General features: G+C 45.4%; 17 protein-coding genes and 1 tRNA gene. 5 read left to right on the top strand and 13 right to left on the bottom strand.

The genetic code is table 11. The features are described from left to right. Positions 1–10 precede the first annotated feature (10 nt). From AAHN97_RS22135 to AAHN97_RS22120, 4 genes are read left to right on the top strand one after another with little or no spacing between them, the layout of a single operon-like run. On the top strand, positions 11–859 hold the full coding sequence (locus AAHN97_RS22135; protein ID WP_343304276.1) for a hypothetical protein: 849 nt from the start codon (positions 11–13) through the stop codon (positions 857–859). 4 nt (positions 860–863) lie between these two features. Next, on the top strand, positions 864–1541 hold the full coding sequence (locus AAHN97_RS22130) for a response regulator transcription factor (protein ID WP_343304275.1): 678 nt from the start codon (positions 864–866) through the stop codon (positions 1539–1541). Continuing rightward, positions 1538–2884 (top strand): sensor histidine kinase, encoded by a 1347-nt coding sequence (locus tag AAHN97_RS22125; RefSeq protein WP_343304274.1) that lies wholly within the window; start codon positions 1538–1540, stop codon positions 2882–2884. Before AAHN97_RS22130 ends, AAHN97_RS22125 begins: the two co-directional genes overlap by 4 nt. A 52-nt stretch (positions 2885–2936) precedes the next feature. Further along, positions 2937–4958, top strand: coding sequence for a family 10 glycosylhydrolase (locus tag AAHN97_RS22120; protein WP_343304273.1), 2022 nt, complete (start codon positions 2937–2939; stop codon positions 4956–4958). 64 nt (positions 4959–5022) lie between these two features. Here AAHN97_RS22120 and AAHN97_RS22115 read toward each other — a convergent pair whose 3' ends face one another. Both AAHN97_RS22115 and AAHN97_RS22110 read right to left on the bottom strand, forming a co-directional pair. Then, positions 5023–6129, bottom strand: a complete 1107-nt coding sequence (locus AAHN97_RS22115) for an AAA family ATPase (protein WP_343304272.1) — start codon at positions 6127–6129, stop codon at positions 5023–5025. Continuing rightward, positions 6113–6823: an RNA ligase family protein gene (locus tag AAHN97_RS22110; protein WP_343304271.1), complete on the bottom strand. Its 711-nt coding sequence runs from the start codon at positions 6821–6823 to the stop codon at positions 6113–6115. The genes AAHN97_RS22115 and AAHN97_RS22110 overlap by 17 nt, the downstream gene beginning before the upstream one ends. A gap of 158 nt (positions 6824–6981) precedes the next feature. Between AAHN97_RS22110 and AAHN97_RS22105 the strand changes: the two genes are divergently transcribed. Continuing rightward, positions 6982–7761: a glycoside hydrolase family 16 protein gene (locus AAHN97_RS22105; RefSeq protein ID WP_343304270.1), complete on the top strand. Its 780-nt coding sequence runs from the start codon at positions 6982–6984 to the stop codon at positions 7759–7761. A gap of 93 nt (positions 7762–7854) precedes the next feature. On the opposite strand, the gene AAHN97_RS22100 is transcribed toward AAHN97_RS22105, so the two are convergent. The 11 genes from AAHN97_RS22100 to AAHN97_RS22055 form a co-directional block, all read right to left on the bottom strand. Next, on the bottom strand, positions 7855–8724 hold the full coding sequence (locus AAHN97_RS22100; protein ID WP_343304269.1) for a hypothetical protein: 870 nt from the start codon (positions 8722–8724) through the stop codon (positions 7855–7857). Between the two features lie 345 nt (positions 8725–9069). Next, complete coding sequence (locus tag AAHN97_RS22095) at positions 9070–9726, bottom strand: alpha/beta hydrolase family protein (RefSeq protein ID WP_343304268.1); 657 nt, start codon at positions 9724–9726, stop codon at positions 9070–9072. Then, complete coding sequence (locus tag AAHN97_RS28995) at positions 9723–9863, bottom strand: DUF6194 family protein (protein WP_430516969.1); 141 nt, start codon at positions 9861–9863, stop codon at positions 9723–9725. The genes AAHN97_RS22095 and AAHN97_RS28995 overlap by 4 nt, the downstream gene beginning before the upstream one ends. A gap of 91 nt (positions 9864–9954) precedes the next feature. After that, the gene (locus tag AAHN97_RS22090; protein WP_343304267.1) at positions 9955–10926 is read right to left on the bottom strand and encodes a hypothetical protein; all 972 of its coding nucleotides are present in this window, start codon (positions 10924–10926) and stop codon (positions 9955–9957) included. A gap of 69 nt (positions 10927–10995) precedes the next feature. Further along, a tRNA-Arg gene (locus AAHN97_RS22085) sits at positions 10996–11067 on the bottom strand. Positions 11068–11122: 55 nt separating this feature from the next. Then, the gene (locus AAHN97_RS22080) at positions 11123–12904 is read right to left on the bottom strand and encodes an AMP-dependent synthetase/ligase (RefSeq protein WP_343304266.1); all 1782 of its coding nucleotides are present in this window, start codon (positions 12902–12904) and stop codon (positions 11123–11125) included. A gap of 18 nt (positions 12905–12922) precedes the next feature. Continuing rightward, a complete protein-coding gene (locus AAHN97_RS22075; protein WP_343304265.1) occupies positions 12923–13201 on the bottom strand; it encodes a 2TM domain-containing protein in 279 nt (92 codons plus the stop codon). A gap of 65 nt (positions 13202–13266) precedes the next feature. Then, entirely contained in the window at positions 13267–13929 is a 663-nt protein-coding gene (locus tag AAHN97_RS22070; RefSeq protein WP_343304264.1) for a YceI family protein, read from the bottom strand. 15 nt (positions 13930–13944) lie between these two features. Next, on the bottom strand, positions 13945–15600 hold the full coding sequence (gene paaN, locus AAHN97_RS22065) for a phenylacetic acid degradation protein PaaN (protein WP_343304263.1): 1656 nt from the start codon (positions 15598–15600) through the stop codon (positions 13945–13947). Between the two features lie 97 nt (positions 15601–15697). After that, positions 15698–16783 carry a tetratricopeptide repeat protein gene (locus AAHN97_RS22060; RefSeq protein ID WP_343304262.1) on the bottom strand — a complete coding sequence of 362 codons (1086 nt, stop codon included), beginning with the start codon at positions 16781–16783 and terminating at the stop codon, positions 15698–15700. 78 nt (positions 16784–16861) lie between these two features. Further along, the gene (locus AAHN97_RS22055; protein ID WP_343304261.1) at positions 16862–18097 is read right to left on the bottom strand and encodes a DUF1015 domain-containing protein; all 1236 of its coding nucleotides are present in this window, start codon (positions 18095–18097) and stop codon (positions 16862–16864) included. Positions 18098–18130: the final 33 nt, after the last annotated feature.

The following is an 18130-nucleotide window of genomic DNA, read 5'->3' as shown; positions in this document are numbered from 1 at the left end:
AAGCTTCGATATGAGATATGTATTGCTCTTATCCATCACATGGTTATGCAGCCTGCCTGCGTTCGCACAAACGGACAGCACGCAGGATAATGATAAAAGAACAACGCTCACCCTGGGCGCCATGTATGCTAATAACGCTAATTATTACGGACAAAAGGCAGAAGAAAAAATGCCTTATGTTGCTGCCAGCGCTACCTTGAAATTACGCAGCGGCATCTACTTCTCCGGAACAGGCTATAAATTACTGAACGATTCCGGTTCTATTGTTTCTGCCGGCAGTGCGGGGGCAGGCATAGCCTTTAACATGGGCAAAAAATGGACGGCAGATCTGGGTTACAGCCATACCTTCTTTCCTGATAATTCCCCTTTTTTACAGGCAGCCAATCCTGATAACATAAGCGCCTCCCTGAATTATGCATATTGGATGACCACAGGCGTGAATGTAGATTATGCCTTTGGTCAGCAACAGGATGTATTTGTTACGCTAAGCACGGAAAAACTCATTAGCCTGGGTTCCATTTTCAAAGGGAAAGACCTGGTCACCCTAACACCATCAATAGAAGTAACAGGAGGTACGCAACGGTTTTATGAAACGTATATCACAGCCAAGAATCTGAGGGATAGCTTGCTGGGCATACTATTGCCGCCACTGGGGAATGATCCGGAACCCGCTTCCACTACCACAACTACTACGAGTTTCGATCTCCTGTCCTATAACCTGAGAGTTCCGCTGGCTTACAATAGGGCCCACTATATGATAGAAGTGGCTTACCAGCTTTCCATACTGGGTAAAAAGGCCGCATCCGGTGCAGGAACATCCAATTCATTTCTTAATTTTAGTATCTACTACCAGTTCTGATAATATGAAAGTATTGATCGTAGAAGATGAAAGGTCCATGGCTGCTGAAATGGAGAGCTTCCTGAAAAAAGCCTACCTGTGCGACCTTGCTTATACGGCAAAACAGGGACTAGAAAAAATGGAAGAGAACCAGTATGACTTTATCCTGCTGGACCTGGGATTGCCTGATAAAGACGGCTTGCACCTGTTGCAGGAAGCAAAAAAGAATTGCCCGGATGCCTCTTACATCATACTGACCGCCAGGGGGCATTTGGAAGACAGGATCAAAGGGCTGGACCTTGGAGCAGATGATTATCTCCCTAAGCCGTTCTCCCTTCTGGAATTGCAATCCAGGATGCAGGCTATTGCAAGAAGGAAATTTGGATTCAACGATGCCACTGTAGCCATAGGGGACTTCAAAGTAGATCTTAATAAAAGGACAGTAGCTTTCGAAAAAGAAGAAGTTGAATTATCCCGGAAAGAGTTTGACCTGCTGAGTTACCTGTTATTACATAAGAACAGGCCGCTTACCAGGATGCAGCTGAGCGAACACATCTGGGGTAATTTTTCGGATGATGATTATGACTCTAATTACATCGATGTACATATCAAAAACATCCGGAAGAAATTATCTGCCTATTCTTCCGTAGAATGGCTCCAGACGATCAGGAGCGTAGGTTATAAAATAAAAACGGACGGGTGAAGCTATTTACCAAACTAACGTTATTCATCACACTTTCAAAAACGGCGATCGTTTTACTGTTTGTTATGCTGTTACCTTTTCTGGTAGACCGCATTGCTTATCAATACAACGACTATTACCTGAAAGAACAAAAGAAAAAAGTGCTGAACGTTATCAGGAAAAATGGTGTGGAAGCTTATTTCCAGGGAGAAGAGAACTATGGAAGTTATACGATGCTGAAGGAAGAATACATTTCCCTGGAGCCCGCAGGTAAGATCATTCTGCCTGATACGATAGCCACTGTTCGCCGTGTGGTAGAAGAAGATACACTTACTTACCGGGTACTAAGCCACGTTTTCTTGTATGACAGCAGCAGGTACATACTTGAAATTGGAAAAACCACCGCCAGCATCGGGCAGTATAATCGCCCACTGCAAAAAGTGGCGTTGTATGTGCTGGCCGGATTGATCATCGTCACCATATTAATAGACCTTGTATTTACCCGTTTGATCCTCCGTCCGCTGGGAGTGATCATTAAAACAAAGCTGGTAGACAGGAAGTTTCCCTTTAAAGAAGATATTCCACCTATTCAAACATCCACTTCCGATTTTAAATACCTGGACGATTCTCTTATCGAACTGACCGGCCGGGTCAAGGATGCTTTTGAAAAGGAAAGGGAATTCACGTCCAATGCATCTCATGAGTTGATGACCCCGATCAGTATCCTTCAGAATAAAATGGAGAACCTGATGATGGAGCCCGGGATGGATGAAGAATTACATCATAAGATCGCTGGTATGATGAAAACCCTGAACCGGCTTAAAAAGATCGTTAACTCCCTGTTGTTTATTTCACGGATAGAGAATGATCAATTTGCAAAATCGGATGTTTTCTCTATTCACACCATCATAACAGAAATTATGGAGGAGCTGGGGCATCGTTTGGAAGATAAACAGCTTTCTTTCAGCAGCCAGCTTTCAGAAAATATAGAATTGCAGGGACTGAACCATGATCTGATCTTTCAACTCTTCTATAATCTGCTGAATAATGCGATCAGGTATAACAGGCCGGAAGGGCAGATCACTATCACAGAGCAATTAACAACAGGTGATGTTTATAAAGTGATCATCAGGGATACGGGAATAGGCATACCTCCCCAGGAGATCGGCACTATCTTCAACCGCTTTAAGAAAGTGGTCAGAACGGAGAATGAGGGATATGGATTGGGGCTTTCCATTGTAAAAACAATTGCGGATTATCATGATATACAATTAGAAGTACATTCTGAGCTGGGTAAGGGAACAGCCTTTGTTGTGATTTTTTCACCTGCAGTACGTATCAGGGGGCCGCAACACCATAACTAGTTGGGAAAAGTTTCCTTTATAGTGTAAATTCAGGCAGCAATTAATAAATGATATGTTCAATAAATCATCACTGATAGCTGCCCTTTGTGGTATCATCCTCTGTTCCTGTTCCTCAACAAAACCAGTTACCAAACAGCTGGACCCAGCTCCTGCGCTGAAAGCCTCCGCTGAATTCAGAGCTGCCTGGGTAGCCACCGTAGCAAATATCAACTGGCCTAGCAAACCCGGTCTCAGTATTGCAGAACAGCAGGCTGAAGCCATCCGCCTGATAGATTCCCTGAAAGATCTTCATTTCAATGCCATTGTTTTTCAGGTACGCCCGCAGGCAGATGCTTTATACAAAAGCGACCTGGAGCCCTGGTCCTATTATCTCACCGGTACGCAGGGAAAAGCTCCCGAACCTTTCTACGACCCGCTGGATTTCTGGATCACTGCAGCCCATGACCGAGGTCTTGAATTACATGTATGGCTGAATCCATACCGCGCACATCACATAACAGGAGGCCCGGTTACAGAAAGTTCCGTAGTAAAGAAAATGCCTAACCTGGTGATGAAACTAAAAGAAGGTTATTGGTGGATGGATCCTGCACAGAAAGGAACACAGGATCATGGCGTAGCTGTAGTAATGGACCTCGTAAAAAGATATGATATAGACGGCGTGCACTTTGATGATTACTTCTACCCATATCCTTCTTACAACGGCAATGCAGACTTCCCCGACAGCACCAGCTGGAAAGAATATCAACAAAAAGGCGGAACCCTCTCCCGTGGCGATTGGCGCAGAGAAGCCGTGAACGTTTTCATAGAACGTTTATACAAAGAAATTAAAGCGGTAAAACCTTATGTGAAATTCGGCCTCAGTCCCTTTGGCATGTACCGTCCCGGTCATCCTGTGCCCATTCCCACAGGTTTTGATCAGTACGCAGAATTATATGCTGATGCAAAACTATGGTTGAATAAAGGATGGATAGATTACTTCTCCCCGCAATTATACTGGACGATCAGGTCTGCCTACAGCTATCCAGTATTATTAGGCTGGTGGGAACAAGAAAACACCTTACACCGCCATCTTTGGCCCGGCATCAGTTTAGGAACAGATACCAGTGCCAGGAACACAGATGAAACCCTGAACAAGATCATGATATCGCGGGGTATGTTACCACAAAGCCCCGGCGTGGTACATTGGCACATCTCTTCTATTACCCGCAGTCCGAATATGGCCAAAGCATTGATCACCGGCCCTTATAAACAGGATGCACTGGTACCTGCCAGTCCCTGGCTGGATAAAACCCCACCCATTTTGCCCGATGTGCAAACCGCAGTGGAAGCAGACAGTTTGATCCGGATCACCTGGTCGCACACCAATGCAGCAGATGTTTTCAGGTGGGTAGTATATTACCAGCATGGCAACCAGTGGAATTACCAGATCTTCAATCGCCATGATCGTTTTGCAATATTGAAATTGAAGGAAAACGGAAGGAGCCTGAGCCATGTTGCTGTCACTGCAGTAGATCGTACCGGCAATGAAAGTTTACGCAAAGAATTACCGGTACAGCTTACCACTGCAGGTATCGTTCCCCGCTCCGGCTGGAATGCTGTGGAAGCAAAAGCCTACAAGCCACATAAACCCGTAAAGATCACCATCCACCACGAAGGCTCCCGTGCTAACATAAATGATGATGCCGCAAAACATCTCAGGAATGTACAGATCTGGGGCATGGGAAAAGACAGGAACTGGAGTGATATTCCCTATCATTTTCTGATAGCACTGGATGGAACAATCTATGAAGGAAGGAATGTATCCACTGCCGGTGAAACGGCCACGGAGTATGATCCTTCCGGGCATTTGCTGATCTGCTGCATTGGGAACTTTCAGGAACAGGAGGTGCCGCCTGCACAGCTGGATGCCCTGGTTCGCCTGATCGCTTACGTGAGCAAAAAATACCAGATCCCTTATGAAACCATCGCTTCACACAGGGACCATTCCAAACAAACCACCTGCCCCGGTAAAAACTTATATGCCTACCTGGAGAATGGATATATTAAGGAGCAGGTGAAGGCATTGTTGCTTTGATGAAAAAGCCCCGTGAATGAACTCCACGGGGCAATGATAACTGATCTCACATGTTTATATCTGTTTAGCTGACATGGTATACCACCTCATGCGCTTCCCATAATGCAGGCACCTCCATTTTACGTACCAGCTTTTCCAGAGCTGATGCAGGTATCGCCGCTTCCCTGCTTTTATTCTGAGGATGTAGCTTCGCATATGAAACCTCAACATATACGATCTGTACTTCCGCTTTATAGGTAAGGAAGAGATCGATCAACTGACTCCGCATCTGACGGGTGATGTTCGTAGCATTCCACACAAAGCTTTTTTTGTTACGCAGATACTCCTTTGCTTTTTCTTTGGCAGCCTGTATAGCATGCCCGTTCCCGGTTTTGTCTGTCGCTGCCGTTCCCTGTTTCTGCCTGATATCATCCAGTGAGATCACTGGCAGGTCTGAAAAATGCTTTCTGATATAGGTATCCTTGCCGGCACCTGGTAATCCGCTCATCAGTACCACTTTGGGTTCCGGATGATCAAAAGGTACATAGTCCGGATAGGCATCCTCCTTTTGCAGATAATGCAGGCGTGCGTGCCCGGAAGCAAAAGACCGGGGAGTACCCCAGCAGCCATGCTCCTTGCAGAATTCTACAAAGCAGTCTATGCGATAAAGCAAGTCTGCCTTATCATGACAGGTCCTGCCCAGCACATCAGCCCTTGCAAGTAACGCCAGCCATTCCGTATTCACTTCCAGGCTAGCTGTGATAATTGTTTTCAACGGATCACGTTTTTCCAGTAACCACAACGGCAAACTATGATGTTTAACGAGTCCGAAGATCTGTTCCCGGATAGAAAAAGGGGTGGGGATATCACGATAGAGGATCACCCTGGCCGTCTGCGCACCTTTACGTGCATGCCCTTTGGAAGTGATCCTGCCATCTTCTTCCGTAACAGTTGTACTACGCTTCTCTACATCATGCAATAAAGCTGATGCCCAGAGGATCTCTTTATCCTGTGGGGAGAGATGCTGGTAAACTACATCACCTTCCAGCGCTGCCAGTACCATACGCGTATGCACATCTACATTACCTTCCGCATGATGGATACTATCCTGCGGGATTTCCTTCATCACCCGTACCCAATCGAACTGCTCCTCCAGGTAATCCCATGATTTATTATTACTTATGGTCCACATGATCACCTCCTTCGTAATTTAAACGTGCCCGCTTCCAGTTGCGCGTCCAATGCGCATCTGTTTGCACGTGTCCTTTTCTTACATATTTGAATACATTCAGCGCAAAGTCTTCCTGCGCGTAACCATTTGTGTTACGGGTAACAATACCTTCTCTGATAGTAGGCTGCCCGCTTCCTGCGTTATAAGGATCGAAATTACCCCGTTCTGCCGCGATCGCTTTCACTTCTTTTTCAAACAGCCCCTTTTCTGCCGGTGGGCTGAAAACACTGATCTCAGGTACTGCCGGTAACTCAAGCATTGCAGCATAGAATTTAGTTTCCTCCCAGCTTAGCCATCTGCCATTCTCCCTTATACCGAACACAAAAAAGTGATGGTGCAGCTGACGATATTCGATGGAATGAATGGCGTACAAATTCTCCAGGAAAACTTCCATTTCGCCCAGGTCGTTTTTGATACTTTGCCAGAACCGCCGGAGACTTTCCGTCCATGGTGAAACAGTAGGCGCTGCATGAGAACGTGCAAACACACCGTACCTGGACAAACAATTGTTTTCTCCGTCTAGTTTTTCCGTATGCACCAGCTGCGGGATCTTTTTAAGATGATCCCAATAATCATGCTGGATCCGGTCATCACTGGTTGTGCCCGGTGAGAAAGGGTAATGATATGTACGGCCGTATTTTTGAGAAATAGCCATGTAAATAATTATTTAATCAACAATAAGTTTCCACACAGCGGCATGAGATGCCGCTGCAATAAACAGTTTTAATATGTTGATCCGATTACATGACCCAAAGGATTGCAGTTTTTGCGAATTGATGCAAAGGTAAATAATTTATTCACTTATATTGTTGTATGAATAAGCTGCGCTACTTTTTATTAATACTTCCGTTTTTAGCAGAAAGTAGGGGAGACAGTAAGCCCCAAAACTGGAAACTGATCTGGGAAGATCAGTTCAATGGCCCTGAACTGGATACCACCAAATGGACGAAGATCCCGCCCAATAAAGCTGATTGGGGCCGTCATATGTCATCAGACCCGGCCTGTTTCGCATTAAAGAATGGGCATCTGTACCTGAGGGGTATCAATAATCCTGACACCCTCAAAGACCCACGTCCTTTCCTGACAGGAGGGGTTTACACCAAAGGAAAATTCGCTTTTCAATACGGCAGGATCGAGATCCGCGCGAAACTTGAATGTGCCCAGGGAGCCTGGCCTGCCATGTGGATGCTTGCGGAGCATGATAAATACGGAAAGTATCCCCGGAACGGAGAGATAGACATCATGGAACATCTTAACTACGATAGTATCATTTATCAAACCACACATTCCTGGTATACATTGGAGCTCAAGCAAAAGGAGAATCCACCGCATCACGGAACTGCAGCATTGAACATTAAAGACTTCAATACCTTCGGCCTGGAATGGTACCCGGATAAACTCGTGTTCACAGTCAACGGCAAAGAAACCTTTCGCTATCCGCGTGTTAAAAATGTAGACCCATCACAGTGGCCTTATGATCAGCCTTTTTATGTCCTGATAGATCAGCAGCTGGGCGGTAACTGGGTTGGTAAAGTAGATCCCGCACAATTACCCGTTCAGATGATTGTAGATTGGGTGAGGGTGTATCAGTAAGAGCATTTAAGAAGCCCTATACATCACATCACTGCGCAAGGCATATTTATTCCCTGCAATCAATATCTTCCCTTCATGCCGCAGCGGATGCGCTTAGTTTTTCCGCATTTCAGCATTTACAAGCTGTAATAATTGTTCCAGCCGGCCTTTAATGATGAAGGTTTTTAATGCAAGGGTTTTTGTTTGACCGGGTTTAAGATCAACAGCGGGATCTGCGTGTTGGCAGCTACGTTCAGGGTTAGTCCATAAGTTGCCTGTTTCCTTCGTATAGGTAGCTGCGATCCATTGCTTATCATGCGAGAGGGTTGCAATGAATGGCTTATCCGCTTTGCGGGATTTATAATATCGTTGAATGCCATCTTCAACACGATTGGAAGAAATGGGCCAGGTATAGGAAACTAAATACCGGCAAGGTATCCATTTTAATAACGGCATTTTGAGCCGTTGAGGCGTTTCCGAAGCCAGTAGATCAAAACCGTTCGAATGATGAACATATGTTCGCTGTAACAAAGTGTCTGAGAAAAGAGAATATAGTTTAACACAGGTCACGGCCTGCAGGTTCTGATAAGAAAGGTTGGAGTGATTAGAGAGCGTATACGTATACCGCAGTCCATCTGCTTCAAGATGCGCTGTTGCAGTCATCTTTATCTTGTTGTCTAATTCTGTTTCGTAGATAAGTGAATTGTTTTCAACACGCCAGGCTGGCAATGTTCTTTTATTCCTGTTGCCGTTGGTTACAAGATAGAGGTGCTCAATTTTATTGTTTGCTTTATTTAACCCGGTCACATGTTCAGGAAATTCGATCTCAATTCCGCGATCATTAGTTGATTGGCCGGGTAAGAGCATCTTTAACAAGGGGTAGTCTTTCTGAACAACCATTACTTTTAAACCTGTTGGCAGTGTAACAGACTGCGCAGTAGCTGTAAGACTTGTCATCAGGAACAGTATTGTAAAGCACTTCATAGAACAATATTAAATTGATTATCCCTGTATTGCACTTTTGTAATTCCTGTCTTGCTTGTTATATCCCAGTTGTGAAGTAATGAAAATTCGATCACCTTTCTGATGAATCCCGGAGTTATTATGCTGAGTTTCTGCTTAGGTTGTACGTCTGACTTATCATTAATACTTAGCCAGGGATCAAACCATCCAAAATCTACTAATAATTTGTTGTCCTTGCAAGAGGCTGGGCATATTTCTATTTGCGAACTGAGCCGCCAGTTAAACGTTTCCCCATTAACGATTATTTCCCTGAATCCTCTTTTCTTTTTCGGGAGTGACATAGGTAGCGTTTGGATGTAAGATGATCTACTTAATAATTTTCTCCACCCAACTCTTTGTTTCTGCTACTAACAACGACATTACATCTTTTTTACCTGCCTTAAAAGAGTGATCTGCTCCTTCAAATTTCACCAGTGTAGCTTTCTTCAAAGAGCTGCTTACTGCTTCAATCAGTTCCCAGGTGGCCAGGGTATCTTTACTTCCCTGAAGGAAAAGCATAGGTATCTTCAGTTCTTTTAGATGATCTGCACGTTCTATGGACGGCTTGCCGGAAGGATGAAGTGGAAACCCGTAGAAAACTAAACCTTTTGCCGGATTCTCCGGATGTGCCGCCAGGTATTGCGAACTCATTCTCCCGCCAAAAGATTTGCCTGAAGCAAATAACGGCAGTTTGGGATGTAGTTCCTGTGCTTTTGCAATAGCCGCTTCTATTGTCGCATGAGCAACCGCCGGGCTATCAGGCCTGCCTTTTTTGTTTTCAGCAAAGGGGAAATTAAACCGAAGCGTAGCTATGCCCACTTTCGCCAGCGAATCAGCGAGTGTTTCCATAAACACATGGTCCATGCCGGCCCCTGCACCATGCGCCAGCGTAAAGATACACACCGGTTTATCTGGCGTGATATATTTTGCAGAAACTTTACCTATCGAAGGTGAAATGTTTAGTTTGAGGGATTTTGTACTCATGAGATTTTATTATAGGCTATATGCAAATATTCATTCAACGATTCAAAGGTTTTCTCAGATGGCCTCACAACACATATCCAGTACATGGAGCCATATGGAGGATGAGGTAATAATACATCTTCCTGTGTAAAGTGGATCCCCAGGTTCAGATGCGCTTCAATTGAAGAAAGTACAGCTTTAACTAATTGTATTAACCAACCTTAGTAATTGTGCTGATGCTGAAAGCCTTTATTCTCTTCTCTCTGCATTCACTTTTATATGCCGCAATACTCTGCCGTGAATTTCATGTATAATATAATTACTCCACGGCCTCCAATAAATAGCCGGACGAATATTATGATAGTACCATGTTGTACCCTCGAGCAATGTATGTCCATTAGGCAATGCAGTCAATTTGAACTGCCCGCTTTTAGAAACAAAATAATCATGTAAATGTGGTGCATCAATATCCCAAAAGCTAAGTTCTTTCATAGGAACCGGCTGCTCCAGCACATCAAATTTAAGTAACCGGGGAGCATCCCATACCGTAATAGGTTCAACAAAGCTGCCCGTAGTGAAGTTGCAGTGCCTGATGGCGCCTATACCTGACCCTTCTATTTTTGCATTGATGGGATAGGCAATACCTGTTTTGAAAAGTAACTCCGTGGGCTCATTGAGTTGAGGGAACTCAACCACATTCTTCCATACCGTTTGAGGATCAGCATTGATTTCGATGGAGGTTACCACTGCATTCAATTCAGGCGGTGAGTCTTTTTCTATAAATGAAATTAGCGGAATACTACCTATCAGTATTACCATAATAGTGGGAGCTTTACCTGGCAGCCTGGTTACCACCCAATAGCCGAACAAACTTCCGGTTAACGACAACGCGATTCCTATTGGGGCCGACATTAAAACGCATAGTAACCCCTCTACGGCAAAAAGGAGAAGCCCTGTTGTGTAAATTAAAAGTGTTAATAGACCCAGCTTAAGGAAATAACCAAAGCTTATGCTTTTCTTGCTTCCATAACCATATAGTGTTGTTGTGCCGAAACCGATAAAAAGAGGTAGGAAAATAAACAATGCAATGCCATAATCCTGTAACTGGTAAAACACTAATATTGTTAATAACCAGGAAATTACAGTGGTTACACCAACAGCTATCCATTTGCGTTGCCGATGGTTTATAGGTGGGATATTTTCTTCAGGTAACTGTTCCATAAATTAAATATACACAAATCAAACAGCGAAGGCGCCGGTATAACCAGCGCCTTCGCGAAAAATTCTTCGTAGCCCGGACAAGAATCGAACTTGTATCTAAAGTTTAGGAAACTTCTATTCTATCCATTGAACTACCGGGCCAAATCCCCTTCCGGGGAGCGCAAAAATAAGCGTTTTTACCAAATTTCCTTAAATATTATGCATAGATCCGCTCAATCTCGTTCCGGTACTTCTCCTGTATCACTTTCCGCTTTAATTTCAGGGTAGGCGTCATTTCCCCTCCATCCACCGTCCATTCATGCGGCATCAGCTCAAATTTCTTTACCTGTTCAATATGGTTGAAGAACTGGTTATACCGCTCCACCGCCTGCTTAAAAAGCTCCCGGACCTGCGGATTCTTCAACCCTTCTTCATGGCTCGGGAAAGGTATTTTCTGCTTCCTGGCCCAGTCCTCCAGGTTATGGAAATTAGGAACTATCAAAGCCCCCGTGAATTTACGATCAGCGCCCACTACCATGATCTGCTCAATAAATGGGCTTTCCTTGAACTTATTCTCAATAGGCTGGGGGGCCACAAATTTACCCCCTGAGGTCTTGAACAGCTCTTTTTTCCGGTCAGTGATCTTCAGGAATTTGTTCTGCACCAGCACCCCGATATCCCCTGTATGGAACCATCCATCCTGTATGGCATCAGCCGTCAGGTCCGGCCGTTTGTAATACCCGATGGTTACATTGGGTCCTTTGCATAGGATCTCCCCGTCATCCGCCATTTTCACTTCCACATTGCTGATAACAGGTCCCACGGTTCCGAACATCCGGTCTTCCACATTAGCACGGTTCACACTGATCACCGGAGAGGTTTCAGTAAGCCCGTAACCTTCCAGTATGGCTATTTGTGCGGCCGTGAATATTTTAAGCAGGCGTACCTGGCAAGCCGCGGCTCCTGTAACGATACATTTTACATTACCGCCCAGGGCCTCCCGCCATTTGCTGAAAATGAGTTTGTTGGCGATGGAAAGTTTGAAATTATACCAGGCCCCCAGGTTCTTATTGATCTCGTATTGTTTTCCAAGGTCCACCGCCCAGAAGAAAAGCGCACGTTTAATACCTGTCAGTTCCAGCCCTTTGGCCATGATCTTTTCATACACCTTTTCCAACAAACGCGGTACCGTAGTGAAAATACTGGGTTTTACTTCTTTTAAATTATCCGAAATAGCCTCCATGCTTTCTGCATAATATACAGATACCCCCGCCTGCAGGTAGAGATAGGTAACCATCCTTTCAAAGATGTGATTTAAGGGAAGGAAGCTGAGAGCGCGGGCCTGTTCGTTGACCGGCAGGTATGGCATACAGGCACTTACATTGCTCATGATGTTCTCATGGCTGAGCATACAGCCCTTAGGAGTACCTGTGGTGCCGGAAGTATAAATAATGGTAGTGAGGTTTTGCGGAGTGATACTGTCCATGATGGAAGAGATGCGGGCATCGTCTTCCGGTTTGGCCAGGGCTACAATGTCCGTCCAGTGTTTTACACCATGGATGCGGTCAAAAGAAAAGATCTCCCGGAGGGAAGGAAGTTTATCACGAATGGCTTGTACTTTCTCATACATATCCGCATCCTGCACAAAGAGTACCCGCGTTTCCGCATCATTCAGAATATATTCCAGTTCGGGGATGCTGATGGTAGGGTAGATGGGGACCAGCACTGCGCCGATCTGCTGACAAGCCAGGTCCGTAAGGATCCATTCCGGCCGGTTGGCGCTGATGATGGAGATCTTATCCTGTTTTTCCACGGTAAGCTCCTTATCGCCAATACCCAGTTGTAAAAGACCGGAACTGAAACGGCGTGCCGTGTCCGCAACTTCGGAAGTGCTGTATTTTTTCCACTCACCGTTTACTTTTGCGGCGAGCATATCCTGCTTGGAATAATGCTGCATTTGATGTGCCACGACATCAAATAATCGGGTAGGTTGGTGCATGATTGAAGTGTTGAAGTACTAGCCTTTCTGCTGTTTCTGCTGTAATTTTTCGTATTCACTTGTGGCATCGCCCAAAGTGTCTTTATGGAAGGCATTGTAATAAGCGAATGCGAGCCCCAGACCCCAGCCTACCATTGGCCATACCGGCCAGGGAAGTCCATTATGATCGTCCGTGATCAGCCAGATAACCCAGAGGAAACCGTTGATGATCAAATAGGTCATCAGGTGGGTACGGAACCCCGCCCTGGCTTTTGCTATGCGCCAAAGGCGTTGATCTCTTTGTTCGTTTGTTTCCATATGAAGAAAGTTGTTATTAAATATAACCAAAAATCAGGGCAGATGCAAATCCGCCCTGATCCTTCTTACTTAGTAACAATCTCAAAATGGATATTGACTATAGAATTGATAAGTTTATCCTGGAGGGATTTATCGGCCCGGTAGGTCATGCCCCACTGGGTACGGTCTATATTGAAATTAGCTTCCGCTTTTACTTGTCCCTTCTGCATAACAATTTTGGCAGGGAAAGTAATGTTTTTGGTCACATTTTTCATGGTGAGGTTACCCTTGATCATGTGGGTAGCATCTTTCAACAGTACCTCTTTATCATCTTTAGAGGGATGATAAGTACTCACCTCCGTGATCTCAAATTTTGCTGTGGGGAAATTAGCAGCATCAAAGAAGTTCTCCCCTCTCAGTTCATCTTCCAGTTTTCGTTTATTGTCCGGCGTAGCGGCAAGGTCCAGGTTAGCCAGACTGTTGATATTGATGGTGAACTGCCCGCCGGTTAATACACTGTCTTTGGTAAATAACTGCCCTTCCGTAAAACGGAAAGAGCCTTTATGTTCACCGGTAGGTTTGGTGCCTACCCAGTACAATATGCTGGCAGCAGTATCCAGGTGACGGCCATGGCCATCTTCCGGTTTCACGGACTGGGCTTCCGTAACCTCCGCTTTATCTGCTTTCGGTACCTGCTGGCAGGCTCCGAGGATCAATGAAAGAAAAAGAAGACGAGCATTGATGTGCATATTATTGCGATTTGTTTAGTCCACATAAGTTCTGTTCCCTACCCATACAAATCTCTTCACAATGAATTCCGGATTCGTGAAACTGGCGTTCCCTGCGGGGTTTCCTCCTGTTACATGAAAATCTGAGAAAGCAGCATGCTGGTTCACCCAGATGAATCCCGTAAAGTTGAAAGATACCGGTGTGAACGCACTGTTCATGGCATCGGCGATCTTTTCTTTTACTGTATCGTCTGTTGTATAAGCACCGCAGGTAATGGCACCATGAGAAATAGCCATCTGGCGGGCCAGTTGTATGGAATGGTCTGTATCTTTTGTTTTCACCAGTAATACTACCGGGCCAAATAATTCTTTCTCAAAAATACCGGTATCAGCAGAACTTACTTCCAATACGGTAGGTGAGAAAGTTCTGGCACCGGTATATTCTTCATTGGCAACCGGAGCACCACTGAGTAATACTTTACCACCAATGTGTTGTGCATCTTTCACCCTTTGTACGGTGGCATCATTCTGAACCGCGCCCAGTGTGCCCGCGCCCATTTTAGGATTGTTCACCAGGGCTACGATAGCATCTTTGAATTTGGTGGCTACTTCATTAAAGCTCAGTTTCCCGTTAGGTGTATTCACACCGGATTCAGGAATGAAGAAATTCTGCGGGGCTGTACACATCTGGCCGGAGTAAAGGCTCACAGAGAAGGCCAGGTTGTTCAGCACGGCGTCTATATCTTTTACAGAATCCAGGATCACGGAGTTCACACCTGCTTTTTCTGTAAATACAGTTTTGTTCTTCAATGATTCCACATAATTACCAAAGCTGCTGCCACCGGTATAATCGATCAGTGCAATTTCCGGATGTTCACACAGTTCTTTGGTGATCAGGTGTTCACTGCTGTCTGCCGCAAGCTGGCAGGTATAAGGGTCTTGCCCGTTTTCTTCCAGCACCTGCTGTATCGCCGCTACCACAATAGCAATTGGCAATACTGCTTTAGGATGTGGTTTAACGATAACAGCATTACCTGTGATAAGGTCTGCATACATACCGGGCAGGGAATTCCAAACCGGGAAAGTACTGCAGCCGATCACCAGCCCCAGCCCCCTTGGAATAGCTTTGAAGGTTTTCTCCAGTTTGATGCTGATCTTGCCCATGGGTTTTTCCCAGGTCTGTTGTTCCGGGAAATGCTGCAACTGCTGATATCCCATGGCAATTGCTTCCAGTGCACGATCGTTGGCATGCGGGCCACTGGCCTGGAAGCTCATCATAAAGCTCTGGCCTGTAGTATGCATGGTAGCATGTGCAATAGAAAAGAAATGGTCCTTGATCTTTTCCAGCGTTTCGGTGAGGATGCTGGCCCTGTCTGCCACAGACAATTGTGCCCAGCGGGAGCCGGCACGTTTACCTGCTTTTACCAGTTCATCAACAGCAATAACAGGATAAGTGATACCAAGTGGTTCCCTGGTATAAGGAGAAACTTCTTCACCTGCCCATCCTTCTGTTACTTTTTGTTTTAAAAGGGAAAAGGGTTTGTTGAGCATATCTTTAAATGCGGCTTCTCCTTGTGGAGGAGCTTCTTCTCCGTATGCTTTGGGGTGTTCAGGATACTGTGCGTAAAAAGTGCGTTCGTGGTTCGCTTTTACGGCATTGTCAATAATGTTTTGGTGTTTTGCGATCAGCATAATCCTATAGTTTAGATTCGTGTTGTTGTATTGAAACGGCACACTATGCTGGTTCTCCCGGTATAATCGGGGGCTGGTTTACAGGATGGTCATCTGTTTACTTGATGGTAGCCAGTCTGCCGGTATTGTAAAATTCTTCGTTTCTCAGCTTCAATGGATGATTCCGCTGAAAAGCAGAAAAGGAATCATATTCTGCTTTATGGAGATTGGTCCATGCTTTATATTCTGCCTGGTTGGAAACGGGGCCGAAAAGCCATTGATTATACGCCTCGAACATACCCTCCTTTAATAACTTGCGTTGAAAATCAAACAGGGCGTATGGATATCTTACGCCGTAAAAATTATACCAATCCAATAAAAATCTTGTGCGCAACATGATCAGCGATTCCGGCTCAATACCTGTTGCAATCACACTCACCTGTTTTGCCATCACACTTTTAAAGCTATCCATGAAACCGGTCTCTGCTTCCTTGCTGCCTTTTTTACCTTTCTTTTCCGATGTTTCTACCGGTACGCTGTTGAAGATAGCCGGGTCATCGAATAATTTTTTATAACACTCCAGCACAATCTCTCTTACTTCTGCTGTACGGGTAGTGAAGCTTTCCAGGTTGATGAAAGTTTCCCCGTAGAGAATGGCCCAGATGGGTTCTTTCGTCCACAGGTAACTACGGGCGGCATGGTAGTAATTACCGGGGAAGTTAGGATCTGTTTCGATGCCCTTCACCCATTGACGGAGCGCACCGTCAAAATTCTTCATGTTCTGCAGCAGGTCGCCATAGTCATTATACAGTTCTCCGCTTTTGGGGAATTTCTTCAATCCCCTTACATATAATTTCTCTGCACCTTTCCAGTCCTGCTTAGCCTGGTAAATATTACCGGCTATCTGAAAGAGGTGGATGTCTGCATCTTTCTTATCTACCAGGGGAGACACTACGGTATATGCCCTGTTGTAATCACCCTTGAGGTAATAGGCAAAAGCGAGGTCCTGTTTCAGTTGAATATCGTCCGGCGCAGACTGGATTGCCTGGTTAAGTACCAGGATAGCATTGGCATAATCGCCGCTCCGCAGGAAATTGCGGGCAGTGGTTTGCAGTTCACTATTGTCCTGTGCGGTTGCCCACTGAAAGGTAAGCATCCCCGCCAGCACAAGGGTCCATCTTTTAGCAGCCTTTTGCCATTCCATCATTCAACGTGTTTTATGTAAATGTAAGAAAAAAGCGTTGACCCCGGAGCAAGGCGGGGTCAACGTTTCAGATCATTATCAGATCAAATGTGTTAACAGTCCGTCCCGCAGCTTTGGTTCAAACCAGGTGGATTTGGGGGGCATTACATTACCACTGTCTGCAATATCAAAAAGTTGCTGAATGGTTACCGGGTAAAGGGCAAAAGCTACCTGCATCTCGCCACTGTCCACTCTTTTCACCAGTTCACCCAGTCCGCGGATACCGCCTACAAAGTCAATCCTTTTGTCTGTACGGGGATCACGGATACCCAGGTGTTTGTCCAGGATATTGTTCTGGAGGATGGTTACATCCAGGATGCCGATGGGGTCAGCTGAGTAGGTTCCTTCTCTTGCTACGAGATGGTACCAGGTATGGTCCAGGTACATGGTGATCTCATGCAGCATAGCCGGTTTTTGCTCATGGTGGCCAACGGCTTCCACGGTAAAATCATATTCCAGGCGGGAGAGGAAGTCCTCTTTGCTATGCCCGTTCAGGTCTTTCACCAGGCGGTTATAATCCAGGATGGCTAATTCGCTGGCCGGGAAGATAGTGGTCAGGAAATAATTCAGGTTAGCATCGCTGTTAATGTCTTCGCCGGAGGCTTTTTGTACCAATGCGGCTGAAGCTGCACGGTGATGGCCATCTGCGATATAAGTAGCGGGTACTTTTTCTGCAAAAAGACGGGTGATCTCATCTCCCACGGAAGCCTCATTCACTATCCAGATGGTGTGGCTGATGCCATCTTCTGCCGTGAAATCATATACCGGGCGCTGGTTTTGCTGCCAGTGGCTGATCAGGCTGTTCAGTTCCGGAACATCATTATAGGCCAGGAATACATTTCCTGTCTGGGCACGGGTGGTGGTGATATGATTGATACGGTCCAGTTCTTTATCCGGACGGGTAAATTCATGCTTTTTAATGATGCCTTTATTATAATCATCAATAGAGGAAACACATACCAGCCCTGTTTGAGAGCGTCCGTCCATCACCAGTTTATAGATATAGTAACATGGCTGTTCTTCATGGAATAAAGTGCCGGACGTTTGCAGTTTCTGAAGATTTTCAGCTGCTTTGGCATATACCGCCTCACTGTGAATGTCCGTTCCTTCCGGTAGATCTATTTCAGATTTGGAAACATGGTAGAAGGAATTGGGATTTCCTGCTGCTGCTTCCGCTGCTTCTTTAGAATTTAATACATCATAAGGCCTTGCGGCTACCTCTTTTGCCAACGCCGGTTGCGGACGTAATGCCCGGAAAGGTTTGATAATTGCCATGATCTTGAGTTTTCTGTTAAGAGCGGTAAAAAT

It is taken from the genome of Chitinophaga niabensis, assembly GCF_039545795.1.
Classification (GTDB): domain Bacteria; phylum Bacteroidota; class Bacteroidia; order Chitinophagales; family Chitinophagaceae; genus Chitinophaga; species Chitinophaga niabensis_B.
Note: the sequence above shows the minus strand (reverse complement) of the source record. Positions and strands in the feature narration are given on the sequence as shown.